Raw genomic sequence first — 23,208 nt, forward strand, 5'->3', positions numbered from 1 at the left:
CTCCTGTTCTTGGATTTATGGAGAGCCCGATCAGGACGGGCGGGTGGTGCGGCAAAGTGTCTCCCGTCCAGAACCCGGGGAAAACTGAATTGTCCTACTCCATTCATAACCATATGGTTATGTGTAACCGTATGTCTCGTGACTGGACTAACCTTTAGGGCGACGACACCACCCTTGTGGAGAAACACCCCATGCAATGGCGAAAAGGCAGACGCAGCGACAACGTGGTCGATGCCCGGGGCGAAGGCTCGGGCGGAATGCGCATGGGCGGCGGCAAGGGCCTGACCCTGGGCGCGGTGGTGCTGATCGTCGGCATCGGCCTGCTCACCGGGCAAGACCCGATGCAGATCCTCGGGCAACTGGCCGGGCAGATGCAGCAGGGCGCGCCGACCCAATCGCAGACTGCACCGCGTCCAGCGGCCAATGATGAAGGCAGCCAGTTCGTCGCCAGCATTCTGGGCGATACCGAGGACACCTGGCGGGCGATCTTTGCCCAGGCCAACTTGCAGTACAAGGATCCCAAGCTGGTGCTGTTCAGCGGCCAGGTGAACTCCGCCTGCGGCTTCGCCAGCTCGGCCACCGGGCCCTTCTATTGCCCGGCGGACCAGCGGGTGTACCTGGACATGAGTTTCTTCCGCGAAATGGAACAGCGCTTCGCGGCGGCGGGCGACTTTGCCCAGGCCTATGTGATCGCCCATGAGGTCGGCCATCACGTGCAGACCCTGCTGGGGATCTCGGCCAAGGTCAACGATGCACGGCGCAGTGGCCAGCGGGTCGAGGGCGCGAACGGCTTGCTGGTGCGCCAGGAGTTGCAGGCGGACTGCTTTGCCGGGGTCTGGGCCTACCAGGCGCAGCAGCGGCACAACTGGCTGGAGCCGGGGGATGTGGAAGAGGCGCTGAATGCCGCCAATGCCATCGGTGACGACCGTTTGCAGCAGCAGGGCCAGGGCCGGGTGGTGCCGGACTCGTTTACCCATGGCACGTCCGCGCAGCGGGTGAAGTGGTTCAAGGCCGGGTTCGACAAGGGGGATATCAACCAGTGCGATACCTTCAAGGCCAAAGTGCTCTGATGGTGTTCTTGAGGGCCTCATCGCTGGCAAGCCAGCTCCCACAGGGTCCGAGTCGCCACAGAACCCTGTGGGAGCTGGCTTGCCAGCGATAGGGCCATCAGCCTCTCCACAAAACCTCAACCGCGAAACCATCTTGCAAGCCCCGCATTTGCGGGGCTTGTCACATCTTGTTGAGTATTTTTGTCGGTTTTAGTGAAAAAGCGTTTCAGCTCGCCGTCTTTACGCCGATAAAGCCTCCTCAACGCCCGCTGGCCTCCAAGAAAAACAACCTTCAGCGACCGCCGATCACACCTTTCCTGGAGGGAACCCATGAACAGTTGGTTTGCCAACATCAGCGTCAATCTCAAGCTCGGCCTTGGCTTCGGCCTGGTCCTGGTGCTCACCGCCCTGCTCGCCCTGACCGGCTGGAACAGCCTGGGCAGCCTGATCCAGCGCAGCAACTGGATGAGCGATATCACCCGCCTGAACAGCGACCTGACCAACCTGCGGGTCGCCCGCCTGCAATACATGCTGGCCAACGGCGACGACGCCACCGCCAACAACGTGCAGGTCAAGCTCAACGAGTTCAACCAGCAGCAACAGATGCTGCTGAAGACCTTCAAGAGCCCGGAAAACCTCAAGCTGCTCAACGAGCAGGCGCAGATCATCGCCGCCTACCAGGTCACCCTCGACCGCATGCGCGCCACCTACAAGGCCAGCGCCGCCGCCCGTGCCGACCTGGAAACCACCGCCGCCGCCGCCCTGCAACTGATCGACAACATCAACCGCGATGTCCTCGGCCAGGGCGATAGCGATGCCGCACGCCTCGAGCAGTACCGTGCCGCCAGCGCGGCCAAGGAGCAGTTGCTGCAGGTGCGTTTCGAAGTCCGCGGCTATATCGCCGACAACTCCACCCAGAGCGAGCAGACCGCCCTGCGCCAGCTGGACAACGCCCTCGACTACGCGCGTCAGCTCGGCCAGACCCTGCCCAACGAGGCCGCGCGCATCCAGCAGTTCCAGGCAGCCGTGACCAGCTACCGCGACGCCCTGAACCGCTACAAGGGTGCCGTCGCCGACATCGCCGCCGCCCGTGCCGAAATGACCAAGCAGGGCTACGACATCGTCGAGCGCAGCGAAGCCCTGTACAAGATCCAGCTGGAACGCCGCGACGCCGAAAGCGCCCAGGCCCGCAGCCTGCAGTTGATTGCCACGCTGCTGGCGCTGCTCGTCGGCATCGCCGCCGCGCTGATCATCACCCGCCAGATCACCCGGCCACTGCGCGAAACCATGGCCGTGGTAGAACGCATCGCCGCTGGCGACCTGACCCACGAACAGCGGGTCAGCCGCCGTGACGAACTGGGTGTGCTGCAACAGGGCATCCAGCGCATGGGCACCACCCTGCGCGAGCTGATCAGCGGTATTCGCGATGGCGTCACCCAGATCGCCAGCGCGGCCGAAGAGCTGTCCGCCGTGACCGAACAGACCAGTGCCGGCGCCAACAACCAAAAGAGCGAGACCGACCAGGTCGCCACCGCCATGCATGAAATGGCGACCACGGTGCAGGAAGTCGCGCGCAACGCCGAGCATGCCTCGGAAGCCGCCACCGATGCCGACCGCCAGGCCCGTGCCGGTGACGAGGTGGTGTCCCAGGCCATCGCCCAGATCGAGAAGCTGGCGGGCGAAGTGCAGCGCTCCACCGAGGCCATGGCCGAGCTGCAGAAGGAAAGCCAGAAGATCGGCAGCGTCATGGACGTGATCAAGTCGGTGGCCGAGCAGACCAACCTGCTGGCGCTCAACGCGGCGATCGAAGCGGCCCGTGCCGGGGAAGCCGGGCGTGGGTTCGCGGTGGTCGCCGACGAGGTACGTGGATTGGCGCAACGGACGCAGAAGTCCACCGAAGAGATCGAAGAACTGGTCGCCGGCCTGCAGAGCGGCACCCAGCAGGTCGCCAATATCATGCTCGGCAGCCGCAGCCTGACCGACAGCGGAGTCGAACTGACCCGCAAGGCCGGCACTTCACTGGAAAGCATCACCCGTGTGGTGTCGGACATCCAGTCGATGAACCAGCAGATCGCGGCGGCGGCGGAGCAGCAGAGTGCCGTGGCCGAGGAAATCAGCCGGAGCATCCTGAGTGTGCGGGATGTCTCGGAGCAGACCGCTTCGGCGAGTGAAGAGACAGCGGCGTCCAGTGTCGAACTGGCGCGGTTGGGGAATCAGTTGCAGATGATGGTCAGTCACTTCCGGGTCTGACCTGAAGGGCCAATCGCTGGCAACGCCAGCTCCCACAAGGTTCTCTGCCGGTCACAAAAATTGTGGTCGACACGATACCTGTGGGAGCTGGCGTTGCCAGCGATAGCGGTCTAAAGCCTTACTTGACTACCTGACCCACCCCTCTCCCGCGCGGATCCGAAGCCGTCTCCAGCTTCCCGCCAGTCACCCTGATCGCCTGGATATCCCCCATCTCCCAGCCCTGATCCTCCAGGGTATACCCCATCTTCTTCAGCTCCTGCGCCACCTCACCGGTCAACGGCGCATAGGCATCGAAGTAAATGGTGTCCTTGGGCAGCAACTGGTGATGAACCCGTTGCGCGGCCACGGCTTTTTCCAGCGGCAGATCGTAGTCATACAGGTTGTTCAGCACCTGGAAGATCGAGGTGAAGATCCGCGAGCCACCCGGCGTGCCCAGTACCAGGGTCACCTGGCCATCGCGGGTCACCAGGCTCGGGCTCATGGACGACAACATGCGCTTGCCCGGCTCGATGGCATTGGCATCGCCACCCACCACGCCAAAGGCATTCGCCACCCCCGGCTTGGAGCTGAAGTCATCCATCTCGTCGTTGAGCAGGAAGCCCGCGCCCTTGACCACCATGCCGCTGCCGTAGTCCCAGTTCAGGGTGTAGGTGTTGCTCACCGCATTGCCCTGCTTGTCGACGATGGAGAAGTGCGTGGTCTGGTGTGGCTCGAGGCCCGGACGGACCTTCTCGGTTTCCGAAATCGCCGTCGGATTGACCTCCTTCGCCCGCTTCGCCAGGTACTCCGGCGCCACCAGTTCGGCCACCGGCACCTTGGCGAAGGCCGGGTCGCCGAGGTAATCGGCACGGTCGGCGAACACGCGCTTTTCGATCTCCGCCAACAGGTGGATATAGCGCGCCGAGTTCAGCTCGACGCCCTTGAAGTCAGCCGCACGCTGCTCCTTGATCCCCAGCAACTGGGCCAGCGCGATACCACCGGAGCTGGGCAGCGGCGCGGTGTAGACCACGTTGCCGCGCCAGTCGATGCGCATCGGCTCGCGCCAGAGCGCCTTGTAGTCCTTGAGATCGTCCTTGGTGATCAGGCCGTTGCTGGCCTGCATCTGCGCCACCAGCAGGTCGGCGGTCTTGCCCTGGTAGAACTCGCTGACGCCCTTGTCGGCGATGCGTTCCAGGGTTTGCGCCAGCTCCGGCTGCTTGAAGGTCTCGCCGACCTTCATTTGGCCGAAGTAGTCGTTGAAGTTGGTGCTGTCCTTGAACAAGCCCTGGGCATCTTCGCGGTACTGGTACTGTTTTTCGGCGACCTTGAAGCCGTTCTTCGCGTAGCCCACGGCCGGGGTCAGCAGTTCGGACCACGGCAGCTTGCCGAATTTTTTATGCGCCTCCCACAAGCCCATCACCGTGCCCGGCACACCCGCCGCACGGGCACCGACCAGGCTGAGGTTCTCGATGATCTCGCCCTTGTCGTCGAGGTACATGTTGCGCGTGGCCGCCTTGGGCGCCACTTCGCGGTAGTCGAGGAAATACGCCTTGCCGTCCATGTACAGGGTCATGAACCCGCCGCCGCCGATATTGCCGGCTTCAGGGTAGGTCACGGCGAGGGTGAAGGCGGTGGCGACCGCGGCATCCACCGCGTTGCCGCCCTTCTTGAGGATGTCGGCGGCGACCTGTGCGCCATATTGATCGGGTGCGGCAACGGCGCCGCCTTCCAGCGTTACGGCAAAAGCTGTTGAGCTGGCGAGAATCGCCGCAGAAAAGCCCAAGGTTCGAAGCATCACTACGCGCATAAAACGTCCCTGGTGTTGTTTTCGTTGAACACTCATTAAGGCCCATGAAGGACGAGTTATCAAACGAGGTGGGACGTTTCGTCAGCAGGCGTAGGCAGAGAGCTTGTGCTGGATGAAATCGAGGAAGCACTGGATGCGCAGGGCCAGTTGCGAGTTGCGGTAGTACACCGCGTTGATCGGCTGGCGATAGCCGCTGTTGGCCTCGCCCAGGATGACCTTGAGGCGACCGCTGCGAATGTCCTCGTGGGTCATGAAATGCGACAGGCAGACGATGCCCTCGCCGGCCAGGGCCAGGGCGCGCACGGTTTCGCCGCTGGAGGCGGTGAGCGTCGGGCGGATCAGCCAGCGATCACCCTCGGCATGGCGCAGCGGCCAGTGGTTGAGGGTTTCGGTCTGGGTGAAACCGATCAGGGTGTGCTGCGCCAGGTCCTCGACCCGGGTCGGGGTGCCGTGGCGTTCAAGATACTCGGGGCTGGCCAGCAGGTTCAGCGGACTGCAGCCGAGGGAGCGGGCATGCAGGCTGGAGTCGACCAGGTCGCCGATGCGGATCGCCACGTCGGTGCTCTGCTCCAGCAGGTCGATGATCAGGTCGTTGGTGTTCAACTCCAGCTGGATCTGCGGGTACAGCGCGCGGAACTCACCGACCCAGGGCACGATGGCGTGGAGCATGAACGGCAGCGCGGCATTGACCCGCAGGCGCCCGGACGGCGTCTGGTGATGCTGCGACAGATGCTCTTCGAGGTCTTCCATCTGCTGCAGGATCGCCTTGGCCCGCTCGAAGAAGAAGCGCCCTTCCTCGGTCAGGTCCATGCGCCGCGTGGTGCGGTTGATCAGCGTGGTGCCGAGCTTGCTTTCCAGGCGCGACAGGGTACGGCTGATCGCCGAGGGCGTCTGCCCGCCCTGCTCGGCGGCGGCGGAAATCGAGCCGCACTCGATGACCGAGACGAACGCTTGCAACTCATCGGACCTGGCTTTCACGAAACGACCTCACGACTGGCGACGGGCAGAGTGATAGCCCGTCGCCGCGCGATACGCAAGGCGCGATCAGGCCTTGCTGCCGAATACCTGGGCCAGGTGCGCCTCGTAGGCGGCCACGGTGGCCGGCACGTCGGGGCGCTTCATCACGTCGGTGGCGAGGAAGGTCGGCAGGCGGCTCATGCCGAGGAACTCGTTGGCCTTGTGGAACGGGAAGTACACCGCGTCCACGCCCTTGCCCTCGAAGAACTGACCAGGCTCGTCGAACGCCTCCTGCGGTGCGTTCCAGGTCAGCGACAGCATGTACTGCTTGCCGTGGATCAGGCCGCCGCTGCCGTACTTCTTCGAACCGTCGGCGCGGGTACGGCCGTCGCTGGCGTAGAGGCTGCCGTGGCCGGCGGTGAAGATCTCGTCGAGGTACTGCTTGACGGTCCAGGGTGCGCCCATCCACCAGCCGGGCATCTGGTAGATGACCACGTCGGCCCAGAGGATCTTCTCGACTTCTTCCTGGTTGTCGTAGCCACCGTCGATATAGGTGGTCTTCACGTCGTAGCCGGCGCGGTCGAGGAAGGCCAGGGCGGTTTCATGCAGGGTCTCGTTCAGGCGGCCATCGGAGTGGGCGAATTGCTTGCCGCCGTTGAGCAACAGGATCTTTTTCATTGCACTGCCTCATCGTTCGTTGGGTCCGCACCGAAGGGGACCGGGATATCTGGATGGCGGCAGAATAATTGGCAGCAGGCGAGGGAAAAACCGTCGCGCGGGCAAAATACTTTTGACCGTAAAGCACGAATTGGCGAGCGATTATTGAAATAGAATCAGCACCTCACTTCTTTGGAGAGCGATCCCATGAGCGAACCCTACGGCTTCATCCTCAAGGCCAAGACCCGTCCGGAACAGGCCGAGGCGTTTGAAAAGCTGTTCCGCGCCTACGTGGAGCCAAGCCGCGCCGAGCCGGGCTGCATCGAGTACCACATGCTGCGCGACAAGGAAGACCCGAGCCTGTTCGTCTTCTACGAAATCTGGGCCAGCAAGGCGGCGCTGGACGTGCATTCCGCCCTGCCGCACATGACTGAATTCTTCGAACGGCGCATGGACTACCTGGAGCGGGACTTCGATATCCAGTTGATCGAAATGCTCAGCGAGTCCTCGGCTAGCCGTTGATCATCAGGTGCGCGCCGAGCAGCGCCAGGCCGATGAAGAAGCAGCGCTTGAACACCTGGGCGCTGATGCGCTGGCGCAGCCACTGGCCGACGAACATCCCCAGCAGCGCCGGCGCCAGCACCAGCAATGACGCGCCCAGGGCCTCGCCGCCCAGCGCGTCCTGCCCAGCCAGGCCGATGGCCAGGGCCACGGTGGATACGGTGAAGGACAGGCCCAGAGCCTGGACCCGCTCATCGCGGTCCAGGTCCAGCGCGCCGAGGTAAGGCACTGCCGGGATCACGAAGACGCCGGTGGCGGCGGTGATCAGCCCGGTCAGTGCGCCACACAATGGCCCCAGCCACATCTCCTGCCCCGGTTTCAGACTGAACGGCGGCAACCACAATCCCACCAGTGCATACAGCAGCAACGCCGCGCCCAAGGCATGGGCCGCCCAGGCGCCGCTGCTGATTCCCAGCCAGGCGCTACCGGCCAGTGTGCCGAGGAAGATCATCAGCAGCATGGGCCACAGACGTTTGACCAGGCCACGCAGATGCCCGCCGCTTGCCAGTTGCCAGATATTGGTAAGGGTCGAGGGGACGATCAGCAGCGCGGCTGCCTGCGCGGGAGGCATAGCCAGGCCGAGCAGGCCCATGGCGATGGTGGGCAGGCCGAGACCGATCACGCCCTTGACCGCGCCGGCCAGGAGGAAGGTGAGGATAACCAGCAGGGTGAGGGCTGGGCCGATTTGTTGGTAGAAGGATAGGAAGGTGTTCATACGGAACAGACTGCCTCGGGTGCATGAAACTGCACAGCTTCAATTTCAGCAGTCTGCCTATTGGTAGGCGATAGGCTAAGCCATCACTCATCATTTTATCCGCAGGGATTCGGCATAGACGGCGTGCTTTTCAGTTCGTAAGCAACTCAGACTTCGTCTCTGAGGATGTGAATTGTCCTGACGACTCGGTATTTTCCCAGTCCGCTGCTCTTGCGCGGACGCCCACTGCGAAGATGCAGCCGCAAATAGAGTCGAGCCAGCTCAACCTTTTCGGCGTCGAGAAACGGGCAATCCTCGATCATGTCATCCAGCGTAACGCCGGCATCCATAGACGCGATGGCTGTTTCTATAGGCAACCGGGAACCTCTGAAAACGGGAATGCCCCCCATTACTTCCGGGTCGACAGTAATGATCTCTTCCGCTGCAGCGATAAGGAGAATATGCGCGCTCTCCTCGTTGATCTCACGAGTCACGTTCAGCAACCGAGACCCGATCAAGGGTATGCAGAAACGCTTTGGAATCGATCCCTTGGTTGAGGGCCGCCCAACCCGGCCCTGCCGATTTACCTGCCATTCGTGCCCCCTTGCGCGCCTGCTGCTTGGCCTTTCGAAAAAGCCTAACAGGGGGGACTTCCCTGGTAAGCCAGTCAAAACCGATCATATGTGTGGGCCCTCTCCTAGGACCTGAGCCCGGCGACCTCAAGAGCAAAGACGCCAGCAATCCCTCGTATACTGCGCAAACTCCCACTCGGGCCGACCCCATGCACTTCGACCTCACCGACCTCCGCCTTTTCCTCCACACCGTGGAATGCGGCAACATCACCGCCGGCGCGCAGCGCAGTCATCTGTCGCTGCCCGCCGCCAGTGCGCGGATCCGGGCGATGGAGAGTTCGCTGGGCGTCGCCTTGCTGGAACGTAATCGCCGTGGCGTGCAACCCACTCCGGCGGGCCAGGCGCTGGTCACCCATGCCCGGCAGATCGGCCAGCAGGTGGAGCGTCTGCAATTCGACCTGGCCCAGTACGCCAGCGGCCTGCATGGCCAGGTTCGCCTGCTGTGCAATACCGCGGCGCTGACCGAGTACCTGCCGGAGTTGCTCGCCGGGTTCCTGCGCCAGCGGCCGCAGATCGATGTGGATATCCAGGAGCTGCCGAGCCTGCGCATCGTCCAGGCGCTCGGCCAGGGCATCGCCGACCTCGGTATCGTTTCCACCGCAGTGGCCACCGGCGACCTTCAGACCCGGCCATTTCGCGATGATCCCTTGGTGCTGATCATGGCGCCCGACCACCCGCTCGCGGCTGTGGATAACCCTGGCTTCCCCCGCTCCCTCGATCACGGTTACGTCGGCCTCGGCGCCAGCAGCGCCCTGGCCCTTCACCTGGAAGAACAGGCGCTGCACCTCGGCCGGCGCATGCAGGTACGGGTCCGCGCCGAGGGCTTCGACGGGGTGATCCGCATGGTCGCCCATGGCGCCGGGCTGGGCATCGTGCCGCTGGCGGCAGTGCGGCGCTGGCAGGGCGTGCTGCCGTTGCACAGCGTGGCCTTGCAGGAAGAGTGGGCGCAGCGCCGATTGCTGCTTTGCGCGCGGGATTTCGCCACCCTGCCAGGCCAGGCGCTGGCCCTGCTCGATGCCCTGGCGCCGCGTATTTAGACAACTGGACGTCGAGCACAGGCAATTGCCGGACGGACCGGCTCGCTAGGCTGCGGACTCTTTCAACTGTCTGACGGAGCCCTTATGAGCAAGCCAATCGTCGTCCTTCGCGATACCCATCCGCTGCCGGTACTCGACGCCTGCAAATGGGAAAAACTGGCGGGCGACCCGCATACCGTCAACCTCAACGCCTACACCAGCGAAGACGGCAGCAAGATCATGGGCACCTGGATCTGCACCCCGGGCAAATGGCGGGTGGCCTACGAGAAGTGGGAGTACTGCCATTTCCAGGAAGGCTACTGCGTGATCACCCCTGATGGCCAGGAGCCGATCCATCTGCGCGCCGGGGATATCTTCATCGTCGAACCGGGGATGAAGGGGACCTGGGAAGTGGTCGAGACGGTGCGCAAGTATTTCGTATTTGCCTGAGCCTTGAGGGCCCTATCGCTGGCAAGCCAGCTCCCACAAGGTCCGCGTGCGCCGCGAAACCTGTGGGAGCTGGCTTGCCAGCGATGAGGTCCTCAAGAACAACACATCATTCAGGCTTGCGGTAACTCTCCACGATCGCCGAGAAGTCCTTCCCGCCATCCCCACGCAAACTCATCGCCTGATACAGCTGCTGCGCCACCGCCCCGAGAATCACCGGCTGGTGCGCCTGCTTTGCCGCCTCGGTCGCCAGCCCCAGGTCCTTGAGCATCAGCTCCGCGCCAAAGCCACCGGTATACCCGCGCGCCGCCGGCGCCGTTTCGATGATCCCCGGCCATGGGTTGTAGGTATCGGAGCTCCAGCAGCGCCCGGTCGAGCTGTTGATGATCCCGGCCAGCACCTGGGTGTCGATGCCCAGGGCATTGCCCAGGGCCATGGCCTCGGACACGCCGACCATGGAAATCCCCAGCAGCAGGTTGTTGCAGATCTTGGCGATCTGCCCGGTACCGACATCGCCGCAGTGCACAATGTTGCGGCCCATCTGCGCCAGCACCGGCTGCAGCGTGGCGAACAGCTCAGCGCTGCCACCGACCATGAAGGTCAGGGTCCCCGCCGCCGCACCACCGGTGCCACCGGATACCGGCGCATCGCCCATATCTACGCCCTGCTTCTTCGCCGCAGCGGAGACGTCACGGGCGGTCTGCGGGTCGATGGTGCTGCAATCCACTACCGGCGTACCGGCACGCACGCCGGCCAGCACACCGTTCTCGCCCTGGTAAACGCTACGGACATGAGCCGCGGCCGGGAGCATGGTGATGACCAGCTCGGCATTGCTCGCCGCATCCCGCGGCGAGTCGCTGATATGCCCGCCCAGTTCCGCCAGTTCGGCAAGGACGGTGGTGTTGAGGTCGAACAGGTTGAGGCTGTGCCCGGCCTTGATCAGGTTGCGTGCCATCGGCGCGCCCATGTTGCCCAGTCCCACGAATGCGATACGCATGATCGACTCCTTAGCGCAGGCTGATGGTGGTGTTCACGCCGTCGTTGACGCTGTCGTCATCGAACCAGCGGGCAGTGACGGTCTTGGTCTGAGTGTAGAACTGCACCACCTGCTTGCCGTACGGGCCGAGGTCGCCGAGCTTGGAGCCGCGGGACCCGGTGAAGCTGAAGAATGGCACCGGTACCGGGATCGGGATGTTGATGCCGACCTGGCCGACGTCGATCTCCGCCTGGAACTTGCGCGCCGCCGCGCCGCTCTGGGTGAAAAGGCCGGTGCCGTTGCCGAAGGGGTTGCGGTTGACCAGGGCGATGGCTTCGTCGAGGGTGTCGACTTCCAGCACCACCAGCACCGGGCCGAAGATTTCCTGGGTGTAGATCTGCATCTCGGTGGTCACCCCGGAGAACAGAGTCGGGCCGACGAAGTTGCCGCTCTCGTAGCCAGGCACTTTCACGTCGCGACCGTCCAGTTCGAGCTTGGCGCCTTCGCGGATACCGCTCTCGATCAGCCCCAGCACACGCTCCTTGGCGCGCTTGGAGATCAGCGGGCCGACATCGGTGCCCGGCTCGTTGCCGGCATTCACTTTCAGCTTGGAGGCCAGGGCCTTGAGGTCCGGCAGCCACTCGCGGGACTTGCCCACCAGCACCGCGACCGAGGTCGCCATGCAGCGCTGACCGGCCGCGCCGAACGCGGCACCCGCCAGGGCGTTGAGGGTCTGCTCGCGGTTGGCGTCAGGCAGGATCACCGCGTGGTTCTTCGCGCCCATCATCGATTGCACACGCTTGCCGTGCTGGCCGGCGAGGTTGTAGACGTGGGTGCCGACTTCGGTCGAGCCGACGAAGGAAATCGCCTTGATATCGGTGTGGGTGCACAGCCCATCCACCACCTGCTTGCCGCCGTGCACGACGTTGAGCACGCCGGCCGGTACACCGGCTTCGATCGCCAGCTCTACCAGCATCATGGTCGACAGCGGGTCCTGTTCGGAGGGCTTGAGGACGAAGGTGTTGCCGCAGACGATGGCCATCGGGAACATCCACAACGGAATCATCGCCGGGAAGTTGAACGGGGTGATGCCGGCGCACACGCCGATCGGCTGGCGCAGGGTGTAGGTGTCGACACCCCCGGCGACGTTCTCGGCGAACTCGCCCATCTGCAGGGTGCCGATGCTGCACGCATGCTCCACCACTTCCAGGCCGCGGAAGATATCGCCCTCGGCGTCAGCGATGGTCTTGCCCTGCTCGGCGCTGAGGGTCACGGCAATGCGCTTGGAGTGTTCGCGGATCAGCGCCTGCAGGCGCAGCATGATGCGCATCCGCGCGCCGATCGGGGTGTCTTTCCAGGTCTTGAAGGCGCGCTGGGCGGCGGCCACGGCGGCGTCCACTTCCTCGGCGGTAGCGAAGGGCACCCGCGCCAGCACTTCCTGGGTGGCCGGGTTGACGATGTCACGCCATTCCGTGGTTTTCGACTCGACCCACTGGCCGTCGATCAGCAGGCGGACCTGGTCGACCTTGGTCTGGCCGGGCGTGAGGGATGCGTTCATGGGGCTTCTCCTGGACATTATTGTTAGCGAGAGAATTGGCCGCGCCGCTGCTAGGCGCTTGGGGTGTTTTCGAGTATAGATGTGCAAAACTCCAACAAAAACGCACATAAAAGCCGGTCCAACATGCAAAAAAACATCACCTCCCTGGGTTCGCTGAACTGGGACGACCTGAAGTTCTTTCTCGAAGTGGCCCGCACGCGCAAGGCCAGCAGCGCGGCCAAGCGCTTGAATGTGGACTACACGACGGTGTCGCGGCGGATCAATTCGCTGGAGCAGGCGCTGGGGACCTTGCTATTCGAGAAGTCGCGGACCAATGGCTTCGTGCTGACCGCCGAAGGGCAGCGGCTGCTGACTTATGCGGAGTCCATCGAAAGCACATTGCATATGGCTTGCGAGCAGGTTTCGGGCTCCGGCGTGGCCTTGTCCGGGCATGTACGGATGGGTTGTACCGAGGGCTTCGGCAGCTTCTTCATCACCCCGCAGCTCAGTCACTTCGTCGATACCTGGCCGGCGATCTCGGTGGACATCCTGCCACTGCCGCACTTCATCAGCCTGTCCAAGCGCGAGGCGGATATCGTCATCGCCCTGGAGCGGCCGGAGCATGGGCCCTATGTGTGCTGCAAGCTGTGTGATTACCGGCTGCGGCTGTATGCGACCCAGGATTATCTCGACCGGCATGCGCCGATCCGCCAGGTCAGCGATCTGGCGGAGCATCCCTTCATCAGTTATGTGGACGACCTGGCGTTCAGTTCGGAGCTGCTGTACCTGAACAACCTGCTGCCCAATGCCAGTGCGCACCTGCGCAGTACCAGTGTGATCGCCCAGTACGTGGCGGCGCAGCAGGGACGCGGGCTGGCGATCCTGCCATGCTTCCTGGCGGCGCAGGATCCAAGGCTGGTGGCGGTGTTGCCGGAGGAAGTGGAGATTACCCGGCAGTTCTGGATGTATTGCCGGGAGGATCTGCGGAAGCTCAAGCGGATTACCTTGTTGTGGGATTACATCCGGGAAGTGACCGAGAAAAATGGCGGGTTGTTGATGGGAGAGTCGAGAGAAATGGTATTTCCGGGGTAATACACAGGCCCCTGTGGGAGCTGGCTTGCCAGCTCCCACAGGGGACGGCGGTGTCTACACCCTTTCCAGCATCAACCCCGAGATCCGCTTCACCTTGCGCTCCACCGCCTCTTCCAGCACGCCCTTGCGCGGTTCGATCAGGCTGAACCAGTCCTTGGCCCGGGTGATGCCGGTGTAGATCAGTTCCTTGGTGAGGACCGGATTGAGCGCGTCCGGCAGCACCAACGCGGTGTGGGCGAACTCCGAGCCCTGGGACTTGTGTACGGTCATGGCGTACACGGTTTCCACTTCGCTCAAGCGGCTGGGCAGGACGAACCGCACGCCGCCGCGTCCATCGTTGCGCGGGAAGGCCACCCGCAGCGGCGCCACCTCGGACTGGCCATCCGGTATGCGCAGGGCGATGCCGATATCGCCGTTCATCAGGTTCAGCCCGTAGTCGTTGCGGGTCACCAGCACGGGACGGCCTTCGTACCAGGGCAGATCACCTTCGATCAGCCCGGCCTGGGTGAGCACGCGGGTCACTCGCTGGTTCAGCCCCTCGACACCCCAGGGCCCCTTGCGCACGGCACAGAGCAGCTGGAAGCACTCGAACGTCTTGAGCACCGTCAGCGCCCAGTCACTCCAGCATGGATCATCCACCGAACGATCGGCGCAAGGGCGACCCTGGCGAATCGCACGAAGGTAATCGCGGTATCCCAACGGGCCCTTCGGTCCGCGCTCCAGGCCATCCAGCACCAGGCGGTCGAGCGCTCGATCCTGCTCGCCGCGCAGGGCCAGGCCGAAGACGTCGGTGTAGTCACCCTTCTGCAATAGCGCACGCGCCTCGCCAGCTAGCTGGCGATTGACCAGCCGCGCCAGTTGGCCGATGCCGCTGCCCTCGCCGAAACGCCGCGAGCGCCGCAACATCACCACCTGCTGGGCCAGCGGGTAACGCTCGGCATCACCGCTGTCCAGGCCACTGGCCGCCAGCGATTCACCACTGACCTGTTCCAGCCACGCCTGGGTTTCCGGGCTGTAGCGACCCTCCTCGGCATCCCGGCACAAATCGCCGAGCACCGCGCCGGCCTCAACCGAGGCCAACTGGTCCTTGTCGCCGAGCAGGATCAGTCGGGCATCGTCCGGCATGGCGGCCAGCAGGTTGGCCATCATCTCCAGGTCGATCATCGAGGCTTCGTCCACCACCAGTACATCCAGTGGCAGCGGATTGCCGGCGTGATGACGGAAGTGCCGGGAGTTGGGACGACTGCCGAGCAGGCGGTGCACGGTGGAGACGTCGCAGGGAATCTGCTCGCGGATTTCGGCACTGACCTTGAGGCGCTCGACCTGCTGGCCGATGGACTCGGTCAGGCGCGCTGCAGCCTTGCCGGTAGGCGCCGCCAGACGAATCCGCAACGGCCGTCCCGCCTCCACCGCCGGAGCCTGAAGCAAAGCCAGCAGACGCACCACCGTAGTGGTTTTACCGGTACCCGGGCCGCCGGTGATGATGCTGAAACCGCTGCGGGTCGCGAGCGCACAGGCGAGTTTCTGCCAGTCGACATGGCCAGGTTCGGCGCCTTCCTTGAACAGGTTGTCGAGGCGCGCGCGCAGGTCGGCAGGCGTTGGCTCGTCCTGCGACAGACGCTGGCGCAGGGCGCTGTCGATCTGTCGCTCATAGGTCCAGTAGCGGCGCAGGTACAGCCGGCCCTCGCTGAGGACCAACGGGCGGGAAGCATGCTCGGGGGCATCACCCGCCGCCACCAGGGCACTGGCCTGCAGACGCTGCAACCAGGTGTCGCCGGTCAGACGCTCCAGCAGTTGCGATGGCAACAGCGAAGGGCCGGCCAGCGCATCCCCTTCAGGCGGCAGGGACAAGGCGAAGTCCGGTTCGGCGAGGGTCTTCTGCAGGTCGAGACAGACATGACCGTGCCCCAGTTGATGACTCGCCAGCGCCGCCGCCAGCAGCACCAGCGGATCGCCCTGGGGCTCGCGATCCCGCAGGAAGGCGACGAAGGCACGGTCCAGCGCACGCAGCCAGCCACGCTCGACCCAGCGGTCGAGCAGGGCCAGCAGGTCATTGCTGTCGGTGAGCGGCGTGAGGGCCGCGAGGTGTTCGGCATCCAGCGGAGTGGGCAGCAGGTCGTCGAAGGTACGGATCATGGGACGTCTCCAAACAGGTCCTGTTGCTGCACAGGCTGGGCACCACGGAACAGCGCATCGAGTTGTTCGATCAGGGTGCGCGGCGGCTTGACGAAATACACGCCCTGGCTCGGCGAATGGGCACCGCGCAGGAAGATATACACAGCGCCACCGACGTGCAGGTCGTAGTCGTAGTCGGGCAGGCGCGCGCGCAGCTGACGATGAAGGGCCAGCAGGTAGAGGACGTATTGCAGGTCATAGCGGTGTTCAAGGATCGCCGCTTCCATGGCCAGCTCGCTATAGGCCAGGTCATCGGGGCCGAGCCAGTTGGACTTGTAGTCGGCCACGTAGTAGCGACCGTCATGCTCGAAGACCAGGTCGATAAAGCCCTTGAACATGCCATTGAGCAAGGCCGCCTGCGCCGCCGGCCGCGAAGCGCCCTGGTGGGTGTGCTGGGCGACCAGGCGGTCCAGGTGCTGGACGTCGACGCGGTGGCTGGCGAACCAGAATTCCATTTCGATCTGGTACTGGTTCAAGCCGCCAAGAGCGACCGGCCTGATGTCTGCATCCAGGTGCAAGGGTACCGACAACAGATGCATCAACCAGGCGTCGAGGGTAGTGATCCACCCCTTCCAGTCGCGCCGGATGCAACGCTGGGCAACGACGTCGTGCAGTGCCTGAGGAGCCGCCACCGCACGCTCGAAGCCCTCCTGCCCCGCCCATTCCAGCAAGCCATGGAGGAAAGTCCCGGGATTGGGACCTCGGGGGAATCGGTGGATATCACCCGCCGTCGCCATCACCTCGCGCAGGGCATTCGGATCGGGGCGCTCGTCATCCAGCAGTTGCTGGGCCTGGGCCACATCGGCGTCCAGCTCGAGGGCTTCCTCACCGATGCGCAGCGCACTGTAGGAGGCGATCCACCAGTTTTCCGCGGCACGGCGTTTCGGTTCGCGTACGGCCAGCAACTCGGCCGTCTGCCGGGGCGGAATGTAGACCTGGTCATCGGCCTCTGGCGGCGGCAGGCTGCTGATGGCATCGCAGTGTTCCTTCAGCCCATCGAGCCAACCGGCCAGTGCGGCAGAGTCGCCCAATGGCTGGCCACCGCCAAGCAGATAGCCGAGGGCACTGCGGTGCAGCAACGATTCCTTGCCGGTGCCGCGCTTGAGGTCGGCGACACCCAGCCAGCACCCGTGCTTGGCCCGGGTCAGGGCCACGTAGAACAGACGCAGGTCCTCGGCCAGACGCTCGTCATCGGCCAGGGCGATCTGCTCGTCGGTGGGGCTCAGGGTCAGGTGCGAGGCGCCGCTTTCATCGTGCCAGCCCAGTGGCAGGCGCTTGCCGTCAACCGGTTTCGCCGTGCTGATGAACGGCAGGAACACCAGTTCGTATTCCAGGCCCTTGGACTTGTGGATGGTCACTACCTTGACCAGTTGCTCGTCGCTTTCCAGGCGCAGGATCTGCTCCTCACCTGCTTGCCCGGACGCCGCCAGGTGCTCGCCGAGATGGCGGATCAGCGCCTGCTCGCCATCCAGCTCGGTGGCCGCCTGTTGCAGCAGTTCCGCCAGGTGCAGCAGGTTGGTCAGCACCCGCTCGCCATCGCTGCGGCCGATCAACAGCACAGGCAGCTCGAAGTCGTGAAGCAGGTGGCGCAGCATCGGCAGCACGCCCTGGATGCGCCAGATCACCCGGTACTGGCGGAACTGCATGACGCGGTTTTCCCAGAGCATCTCGTCTTCGTTGAGACGGGCCAGGGCACTCAGCGGCTGGCCAAGCGTGGTACTGGCCAGTGCAGCCTTTAGCAGGCGCTCGTTGTCCGGCTCGGCACAGGCCTTGAGCCAGGCCAGCAGGTCATGAGCCTCCTGGGCGGCGAACACCGAATCCTTGTCGGAGAGGTAAACGCTGCGCACGCCCCGGGCCGCGAGCTCGGCGCGCACCAGCTGCGCTTCACGACCGTCACGTACAAGGATGGCAATGTCCGAGGGCATGCAGCCGCGCAGGCTGCCATCGTTCTGAACGAAGCCGGCACTGCCCTGCTGGCCACCGTTGAGCAGATGGACGATCTGCGTCGCACAACTGATCGCCATCTGCTGGCGGTACAGGGTGTTGGAGATCGGCGCATCGCTGGCCTGCAGCCACAGGTTCAACGCAGCAACCGGCAGGCCATCGACCTGCAGGCGTTCCTTGTGGCCCCGTGCGTTCACGGCAATGAACGGCACCGGGTTCTCGCCTTGCTGGTCTCGGAACAGGAAGGCTGCCCGCCCCTCCTCTCGCTGCTCGGCCTGGAGGAAGACATGGTTGACCGCCGTCACCATCGGCTGGGTCGAGCGGAAGTTGGTGTCCAGGCTATGCAGGCGCCCGGCCGTGGCGCGACGGGCGCCGAGGTAGGTGAAGATGTCGGCGCCGCGGAAGGCGTAAATCGCCTGCTTGGGGTCGCCGATCAGGAACAGGCCGGTGTCCCGTGCATTGTCCTCGATGCGGTAGATACACTCGAAGATGCGGTACTGCACCGGGTCGGTGTCCTGGAATTCGTCGATCAGGGCCACCGGGAACTGCTCGCGGATCAGGCCGGCCAGGCGCTCGCCGGCGGGACCGGCCAGGGCATGGTCGAGGCGCTGGAGCATGTCGTCGAAGCCCATTTCCGCACGGCGGCGCTTCTCTTGCTCGAAGCGTTGCGACACCCAGGCGGCAGCATGTTCGAGCAACTGCGCATCCGGGGTCGGCAAGGCCTGCAACTGTTCGCGCAGGCTGACCATCGCTTCCAGTGCGGGGTGGCTCGGGGGCTCGGTTTTCCAGGCCGCGGCGACACCGTCCGGGGTAAGCCGGGTGAAGCCGGTGCCGATATCCAGCGCCTGGGCCTGCTCGTCCTGCGCCCAGGCCAGGAGCTTGTCGCACCAGGGCTTGAAGTAGCGTTCCTGGATCATGCTGCCGTTGACGGCCTTGGCCTTGACCGCCTCGCGGAAGATCTCCAGGAGTTCCTGCGACCACTGTGCCCAGGGGGCTTTCAAGGTCTGCAGTTGCTCACCACGGCGGCGCAGGACGTCATTGATGACGGCTTGCGGCTCTTCGCCTTGCCCATCCCCGGAATGCCGGCCAAACAGGGCGCGGACCCGTGGCAGCAGATCGTCCGGGCTGTGCCAGTGCTCACGCACCCAGTTCAGGGCCTCGCCCTGCATGCCGTAGCAGAAGCGCCGCCAGTAATCGCGCATGACCTGGCCGAGCAATTCGCTGTGGTCGGTTTCCAGGGTCTGGGTGAACAGGCTGCCGCTGTCGAAGGCGTGCTCGCGGAGCATGCGCTGGCACCAGCTGTGGATGGTCGAGACCGCAGCCTCGTCCATCCACTGTGCCGCGACTTCCAGGCGATTGGCGCAGGCTGGCCAGAGGTCGGCGGGATAGTCGTCGCGCAGTTGGGTCAGTAGCGGATCGGCCTCGGCCAGGTCACCACGGAAGAAGCGCGCCGCTTCGGCGAGACGGGTGCGAATGCGTTCGCGCAGTTCCTTGGTGGCGGCATCGGTGAAGGTCACCACGAGGATCTGCGGTGGCAGCAGCTCGCGACCAAAACCCTGCTCGCCACCATGGCCAAGCACCAGGCGCAGGTACAGGGCGGAAATGGTGAAGGTCTTGCCGGTACCGGCACTGGCTTCGATCAGTTGGCTGCCATGCAGCGGGAACGTCAGCGCCAGGGGCGCCTGCTTGACTGCCTCGTTCATGGGCGCGCCTCCTCTGCGGCCAGGGTCTGCCATTTGGCTTCGTACATGGGTTTGTACAGCGCCTCGCACCAGCCTTCGAACTCCTCGCTGGCGGTCAGCGCGGCGAAGTCGCCGAACTGGCGGGCCAGGGCCACGCTTTCGCCGCGCTCGCCACCACGTTGGCCGTCGCCGTCGTAGGCCTTGGCGGCATCTATCAGGGCCTTGTCCGGATCCTTGCCGGCCAGCCAGGCGAAGGCGGTCTTGATGGCAACGGGCAGCGGCGTATTCATGCCGGCCTGGCGGGAGATCAGCAGGTTGCCCAACTGTTCGCTGGCCTCAGCCTGGTCGAGCGGGGCCAGCATCAGGGTGATATCGGTAGCGACTACCGCGCTGTGCAGCCGATGGCCGACGGCGCAGGCAGCCAGGTGCATGACCCAGGTGGCGGCCAGTCGATGCCACTTCAGGGTGCGGCCGCTGCTGATGCCGTTGGGCAGGGTGGTGATGCTCAGCAGCGCCTGGTCGGCGCGCTGCTGGACACGGCCGAGCCAGCCTTCAAGCTTGAGCTCGCCCACCTCGAAACGGATCGGCAGGGCGCTGTCGATACGGGTTGGCCATTCCTGCAGCAGACGGCGATGACGTTGCAACAGGTCGGGCAAGGGGTCGATCAGCTCTTCGCGCAGGCAGTCGCCGAAACCGGCCAGGGGCAGCAGGCCACTGCCTTGCAGGCGACGCGCTTCGCTGCCCAGGGCGGCCTCGCTCTGCATCGGGTCGAGCAGGGCAGCGCCGAGCAGGCTTTCGCTCAGGCTGTAGCGTTGCAGGGCGTCGAGAACGAAGGGCTCGTCATCGGCCAGCGGCGCCTGCGCCGATTCGAAGAAGACTTTCAGGCGCTGGCTGAAAAAGTGCCGGACGGGATGACGGAGGAAGTCCTGGAGCAGCGCCAGGGTCAGCGGTTCGTCGCTCTGGTAGCGTTCCAGGCGCTCTTCCTCGGGCAGCGCCTGCTCGCCAGGCTGGTGCAGGCTGCGCCACTCCCGGGCATAGCTGAACAGGTCGCCGCCACGGTGGAAGTAGCGGGCGCTGAAGGGTTGCAGCGGGTGTTCGGTGGTGAGCTTGTACAGCAATTGCTCACCGGCATCCTGGTTGCCATCGCTGGCCGCCCCCTTGAGTCGCCAGCCGGCTGCGATATGGTCGCGCAACTGGCCGATCAGCACCGAGGCCGGACGATCGCTGTTGTCGCGGATGCTGCGCCCGACCCAACTGACGTAGAGCTGGGCGCGGGCGGACAGCAAGGCTTCCAGCAGCAGGTAACGGTCGTCCTCGCGGCGCGAACGGTCACCGGGACGGTAATCGCTGCCCATCAGGTCGAAGTCCAGCGGTGGCTGTGCGCGAGGGTAGTCGCCGTCGTTCATGCCGAGCAGGCAGACCACCTTGAACGGGATCGCACGCATGGGCATCAGGGTACAGAAGTTGACCGAGCCTGCGAGGAAACGCTGGGACAGCTTGCCCTGGTCCAGGCCGGCGAGCCAGGCTTCACGGACCACGGTGAGCGGCAGCAGATCCTGCAGGCCGACGGCTTCGCAGGTTTGCAACCAGTCATCGCCAAGGGTCTGCAGTTGTACCAGCAGGTAGTCGTCATGCTCGCTTTCGGCGAGGAAGAAGACCTGCAGCAAGGCGTTGAGGCGTTCACCCCAACGGGTTGCGCAGGCCGGTTGGGACAGCTCGGCGTGAGCCACTTCGAGGGCGTCGAGCAAGGCCACGAGCGGACCGATCAGCGCGGCATCGAGGCCGCCGATCTCGTCGTAGGGCACGATGCCGTCACAGCTTTCACCCGCGCCGACCGCGTAGCCCAGGAGCATGCGACGCAGGCCGAAACGCCAGCTGTTCTGCTCCAGTTCAGCCGGCAGGCCGAGGCTGGCGCGTTGCTCGGCATTGAGCCCCCAGCGCACGCCGGCGCCTTCGATCCAGCGATGCAGGGTCGGCAGGTCGCTTTCCTTGATGGCGAAGCGTGCACGCAAGGCCGGGACGTCGAGCAGGTCGAGGATTTCACTGACCGGGAAGCGGCTGTCGGGCAGCTTGAGCAGGTGCTCGAGGGCGATCAGCAGCGGGTCGCGGCCGCGCTGGCCCTGGTCGGTCAGGGTGAAGGGGATGAAACGGCTGTCGCTGCGATCGAGCTGGCCGAACACCGCGCGAATATGTGGGGCGTAGGTGTTGACGTCCGGAACCATGACGATCACGTCCCGGGGGCGCAGTTTCGGGTCGGCGCTGAAGCGGGCGAGCAACTGGTCATGGAGGATCTCCACTTCGCGCTGGGCGCTGTGGGCGATGTGGAAACGTACCGACGGATCCTTTCTCGGATCGACCTCGGGCCACAGCTCGCGGGTTTCGTTCAGCGGGCGCAGTTCAAGGATGTCGTCCTGGAGCTGGCCGAGCAGGTGCACGGGTTCTTCTTCGCTGAACAGGTCAATGCGGCCATCGCTGAACGCCGTACGGTAGCTGGCAGGATCATCATAGCTGTCGAGCAGGTTGATGTAGTCGCGGCCCTGCTTGCCCCAGGCGGCGAGCAGCGGGTGGGCATGCTGGTGCAGGCTTTCGGCATCAATGGGGCCGGCCATGCCCTGCTTGCGCTGCTGGCGTTTGTACTGGTGGCGCAGCAGGTCCTTGTCGGCAACGATATCCGCCCAGTGGTGACGGCAGGGGTTGTGCACGCAAAGCAGCACCTGGCTGAAACGGGCGAGCCCGGCCAGGGCTTCCAAGGCCTGTGCCGGCAGCGAGGAAATGCCGAAGACGATTACACGGGACGGCAAGCCGGACGGAGCCTGTTCCAGGGTGTTGATACGCTCGATGAAGCGCTGGTGCACGCCGGCACGGCTCTGGGCCATGCCCTCCTCGCCAACGTCCAGCAGCAAGGCACGCCACAACTCGGCCTGCCAGCAATTGGCAGGGGACAATGGCTTGGCTTCGCCACGGGCATTGATCACCACATGCCGGCCGGCGGCCCACTCTCCCAGCCAGTCGGCGCGATAGACCTGATACTGGTCGAACAGGTCAGCCAGGCGCTCGGCCAGTTGGTAGCGCTTGCGCAGATCGCTGTCATCCAGGAGGAAACGTTGCAGCGGCTCGAAATGCGGCCTGTGGATAAGTTCGGGGAGCAGGCGCATCAGGCGCCAGGTCAGCGGGGCCTTGTCGAGGAGCGAAGTTTCCGGGATTTCTTCGCGGCCCAGCACCTTGCGATACAACTGCCACATGAAGCTGCCGGGCAGTTGGACCTCGATCGCGGCGGCAATGCCGACGCCGCCCATATCCTCGTCTTCAGGGTCCTCTGCCAAGGCCAGCTTCAGCCATTGGGCGATGCCGTTGCTCTGCACCAGGACGATCTCGTTCTCCAGCGGGGCCAGGGGATAGCGGCGCATCCAGCTCACCACCAGGCTGCGCAGTTCATCCAGACGGTTGCCGTGAACGACCATGAATCCCGGAAGAAGTGTGCTGGTGTGCGACATGAGGCGTCCCTGGGCAGTCGAGAAAGAGAGGGGAACATAGCATGGGGGCAGTTCCCCGGGTCAGGCAGGATCTGGTCGATTTATTTCGACACTGATTTCGAAACCGGAAAAGACAAAACCCCTACCTGCATTCGCAGATAGGGGTTTCGGAATTGAATCTTGACGATGACCTACTCTCACATGGAGAAGCTCCACACTACCATCGGCGATGCATCGTTTCACTGCTGAGTTCGGGATGGGATCAGGTGGTTCCAATGCT

General features: G+C 64.4%; 16 protein-coding genes, 1 rRNA gene and 1 pseudogene. 7 read left to right on the forward strand and 11 right to left on the reverse strand.

The genetic code is table 11. From position 1 onward, the window contains the following. The first annotated feature begins 191 nt into the window (after positions 1–191). From ypfJ to PSEMO_RS34130, 3 genes and pseudogenes are all read left to right on the forward strand, one after another. Positions 192–1,070: a KPN_02809 family neutral zinc metallopeptidase gene (gene ypfJ, locus PSEMO_RS02330; protein WP_075801548.1), complete on the forward strand. Its 879-nt coding sequence runs from the start codon at positions 192–194 to the stop codon at positions 1,068–1,070. A 444-nt stretch (positions 1,071–1,514) separates the two neighbouring features. Beyond that, a pseudogene (locus PSEMO_RS34125) lies at positions 1,515–2,444 on the forward strand (methyl-accepting chemotaxis protein); the annotation flags it as partial. A gap of 141 nt (positions 2,445–2,585) precedes the next feature. Further along, positions 2,586–3,299: a methyl-accepting chemotaxis protein gene (locus PSEMO_RS34130; RefSeq protein WP_372239092.1), complete on the forward strand. Its 714-nt coding sequence runs from the start codon at positions 2,586–2,588 to the stop codon at positions 3,297–3,299. A 118-nt stretch (positions 3,300–3,417) separates the two neighbouring features. Here PSEMO_RS34130 and ggt read toward each other — a convergent pair whose 3' ends face one another. From ggt to PSEMO_RS02350, 3 genes are all read right to left on the reverse strand, one after another. Beyond that, positions 3,418–5,085 carry a gamma-glutamyltransferase gene (gene ggt / locus PSEMO_RS02340; protein ID WP_075801550.1) on the reverse strand — a complete coding sequence of 556 codons (1,668 nt, stop codon included), beginning with the start codon at positions 5,083–5,085 and terminating at the stop codon, positions 3,418–3,420. 81 nt (positions 5,086–5,166) lie between these two features. After that, on the reverse strand, positions 5,167–6,063 hold the full coding sequence (locus PSEMO_RS02345; protein ID WP_075801551.1) for a LysR family transcriptional regulator: 897 nt from the start codon (positions 6,061–6,063) through the stop codon (positions 5,167–5,169). Between the two features lie 66 nt (positions 6,064–6,129). Next, positions 6,130–6,720, reverse strand: coding sequence for an NAD(P)H-dependent oxidoreductase (locus PSEMO_RS02350; protein ID WP_075801552.1), 591 nt, complete (start codon positions 6,718–6,720; stop codon positions 6,130–6,132). A 186-nt stretch (positions 6,721–6,906) separates the two neighbouring features. Between PSEMO_RS02350 and PSEMO_RS02355 the strand changes: the two genes are divergently transcribed. Continuing rightward, positions 6,907–7,221, forward strand: a complete 315-nt coding sequence (locus tag PSEMO_RS02355; protein ID WP_075801553.1) for a putative quinol monooxygenase — start codon at positions 6,907–6,909, stop codon at positions 7,219–7,221. Here PSEMO_RS02355 and PSEMO_RS02360 read toward each other — a convergent pair. Further along, positions 7,211–7,975: a sulfite exporter TauE/SafE family protein gene (locus PSEMO_RS02360; RefSeq protein ID WP_075801554.1), complete on the reverse strand. Its 765-nt coding sequence runs from the start codon at positions 7,973–7,975 to the stop codon at positions 7,211–7,213. The two genes, PSEMO_RS02355 and PSEMO_RS02360, sit on opposite strands and share 11 nt — an antisense overlap. Before the next feature lie 146 nt (positions 7,976–8,121). Beyond that, positions 8,122–8,448 (reverse strand): DUF433 domain-containing protein, encoded by a 327-nt coding sequence (locus PSEMO_RS02365; protein WP_144443522.1) that lies wholly within the window; start codon positions 8,446–8,448, stop codon positions 8,122–8,124. A 287-nt stretch (positions 8,449–8,735) separates the two neighbouring features. Between PSEMO_RS02365 and PSEMO_RS02370 the strand changes: the two genes are divergently transcribed. Further along, on the forward strand, positions 8,736–9,623 hold the full coding sequence (locus PSEMO_RS02370; RefSeq protein ID WP_075801556.1) for a LysR family transcriptional regulator: 888 nt from the start codon (positions 8,736–8,738) through the stop codon (positions 9,621–9,623). An 84-nt stretch (positions 9,624–9,707) separates the two neighbouring features. Next, entirely contained in the window at positions 9,708–10,052 is a 345-nt protein-coding gene (locus PSEMO_RS02375; RefSeq protein WP_009397672.1) for a cupin domain-containing protein, read from the forward strand. 106 nt (positions 10,053–10,158) lie between these two features. Here PSEMO_RS02375 and mmsB read toward each other — a convergent pair whose 3' ends face one another. Continuing rightward, positions 10,159–11,046, reverse strand: a complete 888-nt coding sequence (gene mmsB, locus PSEMO_RS02380) for a 3-hydroxyisobutyrate dehydrogenase (protein WP_075801557.1) — start codon at positions 11,044–11,046, stop codon at positions 10,159–10,161. Between the two features lie 10 nt (positions 11,047–11,056). Then, positions 11,057–12,583, reverse strand: coding sequence for a CoA-acylating methylmalonate-semialdehyde dehydrogenase (locus PSEMO_RS02385; RefSeq protein ID WP_075801558.1), 1,527 nt, complete (start codon positions 12,581–12,583; stop codon positions 11,057–11,059). A gap of 123 nt (positions 12,584–12,706) precedes the next feature. Between PSEMO_RS02385 and PSEMO_RS02390 the strand changes: the two genes are divergently transcribed. Beyond that, positions 12,707–13,654 (forward strand): LysR family transcriptional regulator, encoded by a 948-nt coding sequence (locus PSEMO_RS02390; RefSeq protein ID WP_075801559.1) that lies wholly within the window; start codon positions 12,707–12,709, stop codon positions 13,652–13,654. Positions 13,655–13,708: 54 nt separating this feature from the next. Here the strand turns inward: PSEMO_RS02390 and recD are convergent, their stop codons facing one another. The 4 genes from recD to rrf form a co-directional block, all read right to left on the reverse strand. Next, complete coding sequence (gene recD / locus PSEMO_RS02395; protein WP_075801560.1) at positions 13,709–15,790, reverse strand: exodeoxyribonuclease V subunit alpha; 2,082 nt, start codon at positions 15,788–15,790, stop codon at positions 13,709–13,711. Continuing rightward, complete coding sequence (gene recB, locus PSEMO_RS02400) at positions 15,787–19,476, reverse strand: exodeoxyribonuclease V subunit beta (RefSeq protein ID WP_075801561.1); 3,690 nt, start codon at positions 19,474–19,476, stop codon at positions 15,787–15,789. The genes recD and recB overlap by 4 nt, the downstream gene beginning before the upstream one ends. Beyond that, positions 19,473–22,949 carry an exodeoxyribonuclease V subunit gamma gene (gene recC / locus PSEMO_RS02405; protein ID WP_075801562.1) on the reverse strand — a complete coding sequence of 1,159 codons (3,477 nt, stop codon included), beginning with the start codon at positions 22,947–22,949 and terminating at the stop codon, positions 19,473–19,475. The genes recB and recC overlap by 4 nt, the downstream gene beginning before the upstream one ends. 157 nt (positions 22,950–23,106) lie before the next feature. Then, positions 23,107–23,208, reverse strand: a 5S ribosomal RNA gene (gene rrf, locus PSEMO_RS02410); the annotation flags it as partial.

The sequence above is a fragment of the Pseudomonas putida genome, assembly GCF_001941965.1.
GTDB lineage: Bacteria > Pseudomonadota > Gammaproteobacteria > Pseudomonadales > Pseudomonadaceae > Aquipseudomonas > Aquipseudomonas putida_L.

Bases quoted from the DNA above. Each gene is read 5' to 3' on its own strand.
- ypfJ (WP_075801548.1), top strand. From the start codon at position 192: ATGCAATGGCGAAAAGGCAGACGCAGCGACAACGTGGTCGATGCCCGG.
- PSEMO_RS34130 (WP_372239092.1), top strand. From the start codon at position 2,586: ATGCATGAAATGGCGACCACGGTGCAGGAAGTCGCGCGCAACGCCGAG.
- ggt (WP_075801550.1), bottom strand. From the start codon at position 5,085: ATGCGCGTAGTGATGCTTCGAACCTTGGGCTTTTCTGCGGCGATTCTC.
- PSEMO_RS02350 (WP_075801552.1), bottom strand. From the start codon at position 6,720: ATGAAAAAGATCCTGTTGCTCAACGGCGGCAAGCAATTCGCCCACTCC.
- PSEMO_RS02355 (WP_075801553.1), top strand. From the start codon at position 6,907: ATGAGCGAACCCTACGGCTTCATCCTCAAGGCCAAGACCCGTCCGGAA.
- PSEMO_RS02360 (WP_075801554.1), bottom strand. From the start codon at position 7,975: ATGAACACCTTCCTATCCTTCTACCAACAAATCGGCCCAGCCCTCACC.
- PSEMO_RS02370 (WP_075801556.1), top strand. From the start codon at position 8,736: ATGCACTTCGACCTCACCGACCTCCGCCTTTTCCTCCACACCGTGGAA.
- PSEMO_RS02375 (WP_009397672.1), top strand. From the start codon at position 9,708: ATGAGCAAGCCAATCGTCGTCCTTCGCGATACCCATCCGCTGCCGGTA.
- mmsB (WP_075801557.1), bottom strand. From the start codon at position 11,046: ATGCGTATCGCATTCGTGGGACTGGGCAACATGGGCGCGCCGATGGCA.
- PSEMO_RS02385 (WP_075801558.1), bottom strand. From the start codon at position 12,583: ATGAACGCATCCCTCACGCCCGGCCAGACCAAGGTCGACCAGGTCCGC.
- PSEMO_RS02390 (WP_075801559.1), top strand. From the start codon at position 12,707: ATGCAAAAAAACATCACCTCCCTGGGTTCGCTGAACTGGGACGACCTG.
- recD (WP_075801560.1), bottom strand. From the start codon at position 15,790: ATGATCCGTACCTTCGACGACCTGCTGCCCACTCCGCTGGATGCCGAA.
- recB (WP_075801561.1), bottom strand. From the start codon at position 19,476: ATGAACGAGGCAGTCAAGCAGGCGCCCCTGGCGCTGACGTTCCCGCTG.
- recC (WP_075801562.1), bottom strand. From the start codon at position 22,949: ATGTCGCACACCAGCACACTTCTTCCGGGATTCATGGTCGTTCACGGC.